This window comes from Pseudomonas sp. SA195 (assembly GCF_054131565.1).
This window is the reverse complement of sequence record NZ_CP096392.1, coordinates 3,846,277-3,852,500: the sequence shown is the minus strand read 5'-3', so window position 1 is coordinate 3,852,500 and position 6,224 is coordinate 3,846,277. Positions and strand designations below refer to the sequence as shown.

Annotated in this window: 5 protein-coding genes, 4 tRNA genes and 2 rRNA genes (1 of these 11 running past the window's edge); all 11 read left to right on the top strand. The window is 54.0% G+C overall.

Annotated elements, in window-relative coordinates; genetic code table 11:
* A 23S ribosomal RNA gene (locus tag M1D78_RS18020) occupies window positions 1–1,238 on the top strand; it begins 1,653 nt to the left of the window's first position.
* A gap of 135 nt (window positions 1,239–1,373) precedes the next feature.
* A 5S ribosomal RNA gene (gene rrf / locus M1D78_RS18015) occupies window positions 1,374–1,489 on the top strand.
* Between the two features lie 128 nt (window positions 1,490–1,617).
* Window positions 1,618–2,580 (top strand): bifunctional biotin--[acetyl-CoA-carboxylase] ligase/biotin operon repressor BirA, encoded by a 963-nt coding sequence (gene birA, locus M1D78_RS18010; RefSeq protein WP_437423011.1) that lies wholly within the window; start codon window positions 1,618–1,620, stop codon window positions 2,578–2,580.
* Complete coding sequence (locus M1D78_RS18005) at window positions 2,570–3,307, top strand: type III pantothenate kinase (RefSeq protein ID WP_437423012.1); 738 nt, start codon at window positions 2,570–2,572, stop codon at window positions 3,305–3,307. Before birA ends, M1D78_RS18005 begins: the two co-directional genes overlap by 11 nt.
* A gap of 12 nt (window positions 3,308–3,319) precedes the next feature.
* Window positions 3,320–3,979: an SPOR domain-containing protein gene (locus tag M1D78_RS18000; RefSeq protein ID WP_437423013.1), complete on the top strand. Its 660-nt coding sequence runs from the start codon at window positions 3,320–3,322 to the stop codon at window positions 3,977–3,979.
* A 142-nt stretch (window positions 3,980–4,121) separates the two neighbouring features.
* A tRNA-Tyr gene (locus M1D78_RS17995) sits at window positions 4,122–4,206 on the top strand.
* Window positions 4,207–4,231: 25 nt separating this feature from the next.
* Window positions 4,232–4,305, top strand: a tRNA-Gly gene (locus M1D78_RS17990).
* 24 nt (window positions 4,306–4,329) lie between these two features.
* Window positions 4,330–4,405, top strand: a tRNA-Thr gene (locus tag M1D78_RS17985).
* Between the two features lie 84 nt (window positions 4,406–4,489).
* Window positions 4,490–5,683 (top strand): elongation factor Tu, encoded by a 1,194-nt coding sequence (gene tuf, locus M1D78_RS17980; protein WP_423706861.1) that lies wholly within the window; start codon window positions 4,490–4,492, stop codon window positions 5,681–5,683.
* A 52-nt stretch (window positions 5,684–5,735) separates the two neighbouring features.
* Window positions 5,736–5,811, top strand: a tRNA-Trp gene (locus M1D78_RS17975).
* A 40-nt stretch (window positions 5,812–5,851) separates the two neighbouring features.
* Window positions 5,852–6,220, top strand: a complete 369-nt coding sequence (gene secE / locus M1D78_RS17970) for a preprotein translocase subunit SecE (RefSeq protein ID WP_437423010.1) — start codon at window positions 5,852–5,854, stop codon at window positions 6,218–6,220.
* The last annotated feature ends 4 nt before the right edge of the window (window positions 6,221–6,224 follow it).

Below are 6,224 nucleotides of genomic sequence, written 5' to 3'. Positions count from 1 at the left end.
AAGGAACTAGGCAAAATGGCACCGTAACTTCGGGAGAAGGTGCGCCGGTGAGGGTGAAGGGTTTACCCCGTAAGCTCATGCCGGTCGAAGATACCAGGCCGCTGCGACTGTTTATTAAAAACACAGCACTCTGCAAACACGAAAGTGGACGTATAGGGTGTGACGCCTGCCCGGTGCCGGAAGGTTAATTGATGGGGTTAGCGCAAGCGAAGCTCTTGATCGAAGCCCCGGTAAACGGCGGCCGTAACTATAACGGTCCTAAGGTAGCGAAATTCCTTGTCGGGTAAGTTCCGACCTGCACGAATGGCGTAACGATGGCGGCGCTGTCTCCACCCGAGACTCAGTGAAATTGAAATCGCTGTGAAGATGCAGTGTATCCGCGGCTAGACGGAAAGACCCCGTGAACCTTTACTATAGCTTTGCACTGGACTTTGAATTTGCTTGTGTAGGATAGGTGGGAGGCTTTGAAGTGGGGACGCCAGTTCTCATGGAGCCATCCTTGAAATACCACCCTGGCAACTTTGAGGTTCTAACTCTGGTCCGTTATCCGGATCGAGGACAGTGTATGGTGGGTAGTTTGACTGGGGCGGTCTCCTCCTAAAGAGTAACGGAGGAGTACGAAGGTGCGCTCAGACCGGTCGGAAATCGGTCGCAGAGTATAAAGGCAAAAGCGCGCTTGACTGCGAGACAGACACGTCGAGCAGGTACGAAAGTAGGTCTTAGTGATCCGGTGGTTCTGTATGGAAGGGCCATCGCTCAACGGATAAAAGGTACTCCGGGGATAACAGGCTGATACCGCCCAAGAGTTCATATCGACGGCGGTGTTTGGCACCTCGATGTCGGCTCATCACATCCTGGGGCTGAAGCCGGTCCCAAGGGTATGGCTGTTCGCCATTTAAAGTGGTACGCGAGCTGGGTTTAGAACGTCGTGAGACAGTTCGGTCCCTATCTGCCGTGGACGTTTGAGATTTGAGAGGGGCTGCTCCTAGTACGAGAGGACCGGAGTGGACGAACCTCTGGTGTTCCGGTTGTCACGCCAGTGGCATTGCCGGGTAGCTATGTTCGGAAGAGATAACCGCTGAAAGCATCTAAGCGGGAAACTTGCCTCAAGATGAGATCTCACTGGAGCCTTGAGCTCCCTAAAGGGCCGTCGAAGACTACGACGTTGATAGGTGGGGTGTGTAAGCGCTGTGAGGCGTTGAGCTAACCCATACTAATTGCCCGTGAGGCTTGACCATATAACACCCAAACAATTTGATGTTTGTGTGTCAGACGGTCGAAGTCGACAAACAAACCGAAAATCAGCATCACTCGCAAAACACCACATGCCCAATTCGGGGAAGCGACTCAACACCGACTCCCCAACCAGATTGCTTGACGACCATAGAGCGTTGGAACCACCTGATCCCATCCCGAACTCAGAAGTGAAACGACGCATCGCCGATGGTAGTGTGGGGCTTCCCCATGTGAGAGTAGGTCATCGTCAAGCTTATACACCAAACCCCCGACCATCTATGATGGCCGGGGGTTTGTCTTTGTGGGCTGGAAAAGGGAAATAGAAGTTCTGGGCCGCCTGGCACGGTCGTTATTATGCTCAGCTTGCTAAAGGAGTTCGACATGAACAGTATCTTGGGCTTACTTAGCGACGGGCAGTTCCATTCTGGCGAAGAGCTAGGCTTAGCGCTTGGAATAAGCAGGGCTTCGATTTGGAAGGGCTTGAAAAAACTCGAAGCCGAGCATGGAATCGAGGTTTTTCGAGTGCCAGGTAAGGGCTACAGGCTGGCTGAACGTTTGGATTTGCTCGACCAGGGTCGTCTGGAGGCTTTCTTAGGGCGTCAGGGATGGCGAGTCCACGTAGCGGAGCATCTCGACTCGACAAACGCTGAGGCGTTACGGCTACTCCAGCGCGGGGTGCCGCCGCCTTTTATCGTGATCTCTGAATGTCAGGTCAACGGCCGGGGCCGACGCGGGCGTCAATGGGTCAGTCCTGCATACAAAAACCTTTATTACTCTTTAGCGTGGAGTGTTTCGAACGGATCCGCAGGTCTCGCTGGCTTGAGTCTCGTGGTCGGACTAGCCGTGCTGGAGACGTTGACTCGTTGTGGGGTGGCCCGGGTTGGGTTGAAGTGGCCGAACGACATATATGCCGACGATAAGAAAATTGCCGGCATTCTTTTGGAGCTGATAGGTGATCCTGCAGACGTATGCTCTGTCGTTATTGGCGTAGGTATAAATGTAAACATGGTCGGCCAAGCACTAGAGATAGCCCAGCCGTGTATATCCCTTAGGGACGTTGTTAATCGGGTCTTTGATCGGAATGAGCTCTCATGTTTGCTCAGTGAAAGCTTGGAACGCTATCTGCGAAAGCACGCACTTTCTGGTTTCGCCAGCATGCGCGAGGAATGGGAGTCCAATCATCTATGGCAAGGAAAGGCCTGCGTGCTAAGTTCCGGCGTTGTTGAGGTGAAAGGGCGCGTCTTGGGTGTAGATGATCAGGGCGCTTTGAGGCTCGACGTTGATGGCGTCGAAAAACGTTTTAGTGGTGGTGAATTGAGCTTGAGGCTCGGCAATGATTCTTGAGCTCGACTGCGGCAACAGTTTTATCAAGTGGCGGATAGTATGTGGCGTCTATGGCAGGCCAGTCTTGCGTGGCATTGCGGCTGGGGTTGATGAATTGCTACAAGCCATCTCTGCAGCTGGCAGGCCGATCGACCATTGCCGGATGGTGAGCGTTAGGGGAGATGCTGAAACTGCAAGTCTTGTCAGTGCGGTTGGCGCCGCACTTGGAGTAGACGTATCGCGAGCAGTTCCATCACGAGCGATAGGTGCTGTCATCAACGGTTACCGAGATTTTGAGCGCCTCGGAATGGACCGTTGGCTCGCGATCATCGGCGCTTATCATCTCTGCGGTCGCGCATGCTTGGTAATCGATACGGGCACGGCGGTAACTGTGGACTTCGTTGGCGACGACGGGCGCCATATGGGTGGCTACATTGCTCCCGGAATCGGTTTGATGAGAGAGCAGCTATTAAGTCACACTCGAAAAGTCTATTACGGGACGCTAGAGGCGCAGGCTGCCTTATCTAATCTTGCCCCGGGTCGGTCCACTGCAGAGGCAGTTGAGCGTGGGTGCGTCAGGATGATGCGGGCTTACATTAAATCTCTGCTAGACGAAGCGAGCACGACTCTTGGTGAGAACTTCGATGTCTTCGTGACCGGTGGAGACGCGGCCCTGGTCGTCGATCTTCCAGGGGTGACGTTCGTTCCGGATTTGGTTTTCGACGGGCTGGCTGTTGTTTGTCCTTAATGCGAGGTGGCGATGCGTTGGCTTTTTTTTATCCTGGTCGCGCTGAACGTGCTTTTTTACGTCTACCAGGTGACTAATCCGACAAAGCAGCCTAGGCCGGTGATTAATCAGGAGCGAACAACCGATCGAGGCACGATAAAGCTATTAAGCGAAACTTCGGCCCCGGCGCGCAAAAGCGACTTGTCGGCGGGTGATTCGTGTCTCTTTCTGGGGGGGTTCGACGAAGAAGGGATAGCCACAGCTTTAGAGCAGCGTTTGCTTAGCTTAGATATTGATTCTGTTGTTCATCCGTTGGATATGCAGGCTGGGGTCGATTACTGGGTATATTTACCGCCGTTGGTTTCGCGGCAGGCCTCCCTGCGGCAGCTACGTGAACTCCAGTCAAGGAATATTGATAGCTATGTGATCACGGTCGGGGACCTTGCAAATGGCGTATCGCTCGGGATTTTCTCGCGTAAAGATTCCGCTGAGAGCGTCGTGTCTCGTTTACAGGCGCTGGATTACGCGGCGTCAATACGTGAATTGCCTCGTGCGCATCGTCGGTACTGGGTGAAGGTGGCTCAGAAAGGACAGCGTTTGCTGAGTAATCACATGCTTCAGAATTTGGCTAGAGACTTCCCGGCTCTTGAAAGCCAACAAATGCCGTGCTCCAGCGTTGCAACATTGGAATAGTTTAAATAGAATAGCGCCCGCTCCGAAGCGCAGGCTCTTACCTGTGTGACGTGAGTAGCCAAATAAAGCGCTAAGCTCAAGATTTTAAATGAGAAAGTGCTTGACAGTGAGGTGGTAGGCAAGCAGAATGCCGCCTCGTTTTGGAGGGGTTCCCGAGCGGCCAAAGGGATCAGACTGTAAATCTGACGTCATCGACTTCGAAGGTTCGAATCCTTCCCCCTCCACCAGATTTAAGCGTAGGCCTACAGATAGGCGGGTATAGTTTAGTGGTAGAACCTCAGCCTTCCAAGCTGATGATGCGGGTTCGATTCCCGCTACCCGCTCCAGTTTAGGTCTAGGCGGCATGTTTTGCTCATGTAGCTCAGTTGGTAGAGCACACCCTTGGTAAGGGTGAGGTCAGCGGTTCAAATCCGCTCATGAGCTCCAGGTACCCAAAGGCAGATATGAGAATATCTGCCTTTGTTTTAATGGTGGCGTGACTAGTCAATTCAACGGTGGGAGACGGTCTCGATGGCTAAAGAAAAATTCGAACGTAACAAACCGCACGTCAACGTCGGCACCATTGGTCACGTTGACCATGGCAAGACCACTCTGACTGCTGCTCTGACTCGCGTGTGCTCCGAGGTTTTCGGTTCCGCTCGTGTCGACTTCGACAAGATCGACAGCGCACCGGAAGAGAAGGCTCGCGGTATCACCATCAACACCGCTCACGTCGAGTATGACTCGAACGTTCGCCACTACGCGCACGTTGACTGCCCCGGCCACGCCGACTACGTCAAGAACATGATCACCGGTGCTGCGCAGATGGATGGCGCGATCCTGGTTTGCTCGGCTGCTGACGGCCCCATGCCGCAGACGCGTGAGCACATCCTGCTGTCCCGTCAGGTAGGTGTTCCGTACATCGTTGTGTTCCTGAACAAGGCTGACATGGTCGACGACGCCGAGCTGCTCGAGCTGGTCGAAATGGAAGTTCGTGACCTGTTGTCGACCTACGACTTCCCAGGTGATGACACGCCGATCATCATCGGTTCTGCGCTGATGGCGCTGAACGGCGAAGACGACAACGAGCTGGGCACCACTGCGGTCAAGAAGCTGGTCGAGACGCTGGATACCTATATCCCTGAGCCGGTTCGTGCCATCGACAAGCCGTTCCTGATGCCGATCGAAGACGTCTTCTCGATCTCCGGTCGCGGTACCGTAGTAACCGGTCGTGTCGAGCGCGGCATCGTCAAGGTTCAGGAAGAAATCGAGATCGTTGGTCTGCGTGACACCACCAAGACTACCTGTACGGGTGTTGAGATGTTCCGCAAGCTGCTCGACGAAGGTCGTGCGGGCGAGAACTGTGGTGTGCTGCTGCGCGGCACCAAGCGTGATGACGTCGAGCGTGGTCAGGTTCTGGCCAAGCCGGGCACCATCAAGCCGCATACCAAGTTCGAAGCGGAAGTGTACGTTCTGTCCAAGGAAGAAGGTGGTCGTCACACCCCGTTCTTCAAGGGCTACCGTCCTCAGTTCTACTTCCGGACTACTGACGTGACCGGTTCGTGCGAACTGCCGGAAGGCGTCGAGATGGTTATGCCGGGTGACAACATCAAGATGGTCGTTACCCTGATCAAGCCGATCGCTATGGAAGACGGCCTGCGCTTCGCTATCCGCGAAGGCGGTCGTACCGTTGGTGCTGGTGTGGTCGCCAAGATCGTCGAATAATCGATTGATCTGATCCATTCGGGCCGGCATAATAGTCGGCCTGACTCTTGTTAGGCCAGTAGCTCAATTGGCAGAGCGGCGGTCTCCAAAACCGCAGGTTGGGGGTTCGATTCCCTCCTGGCCTGCCAACTTCAAACGAATTTGGCAGTATTTACAGGGTTCTAGCAGATGAATGTCAAAGCAGAAGCCAAAGACTCGCGCTTCGATCTGTTGAAGTGGTTTGTTGTGGCTGCTTTGGTGGTTGTGGCTGTTGTGGGTAACCAGTATTACGCTGCAGAGCCGATTCTGTATAGAGTCCTTGCGCTAATCGTGTTTGCTGTGGTGGCAGCTTTTGTTGCTCTGCAGACGTCCAAAGGTCGCTCTTTTTTCATTCTTTTGAAAGAGGCGCGCGTCGAGATTCGAAAGGTCGTTTGGCCAACCCGTCAAGAAACCACGCAGACTACGTTGATAGTTGTTGCGGTTGTACTGGTTGTGGCGCTGCTGTTGTGGGGGCTTGACTCCCTGCTCGGCTGGTTGGTTTCTCTGATCGTAGGCTAAAGGT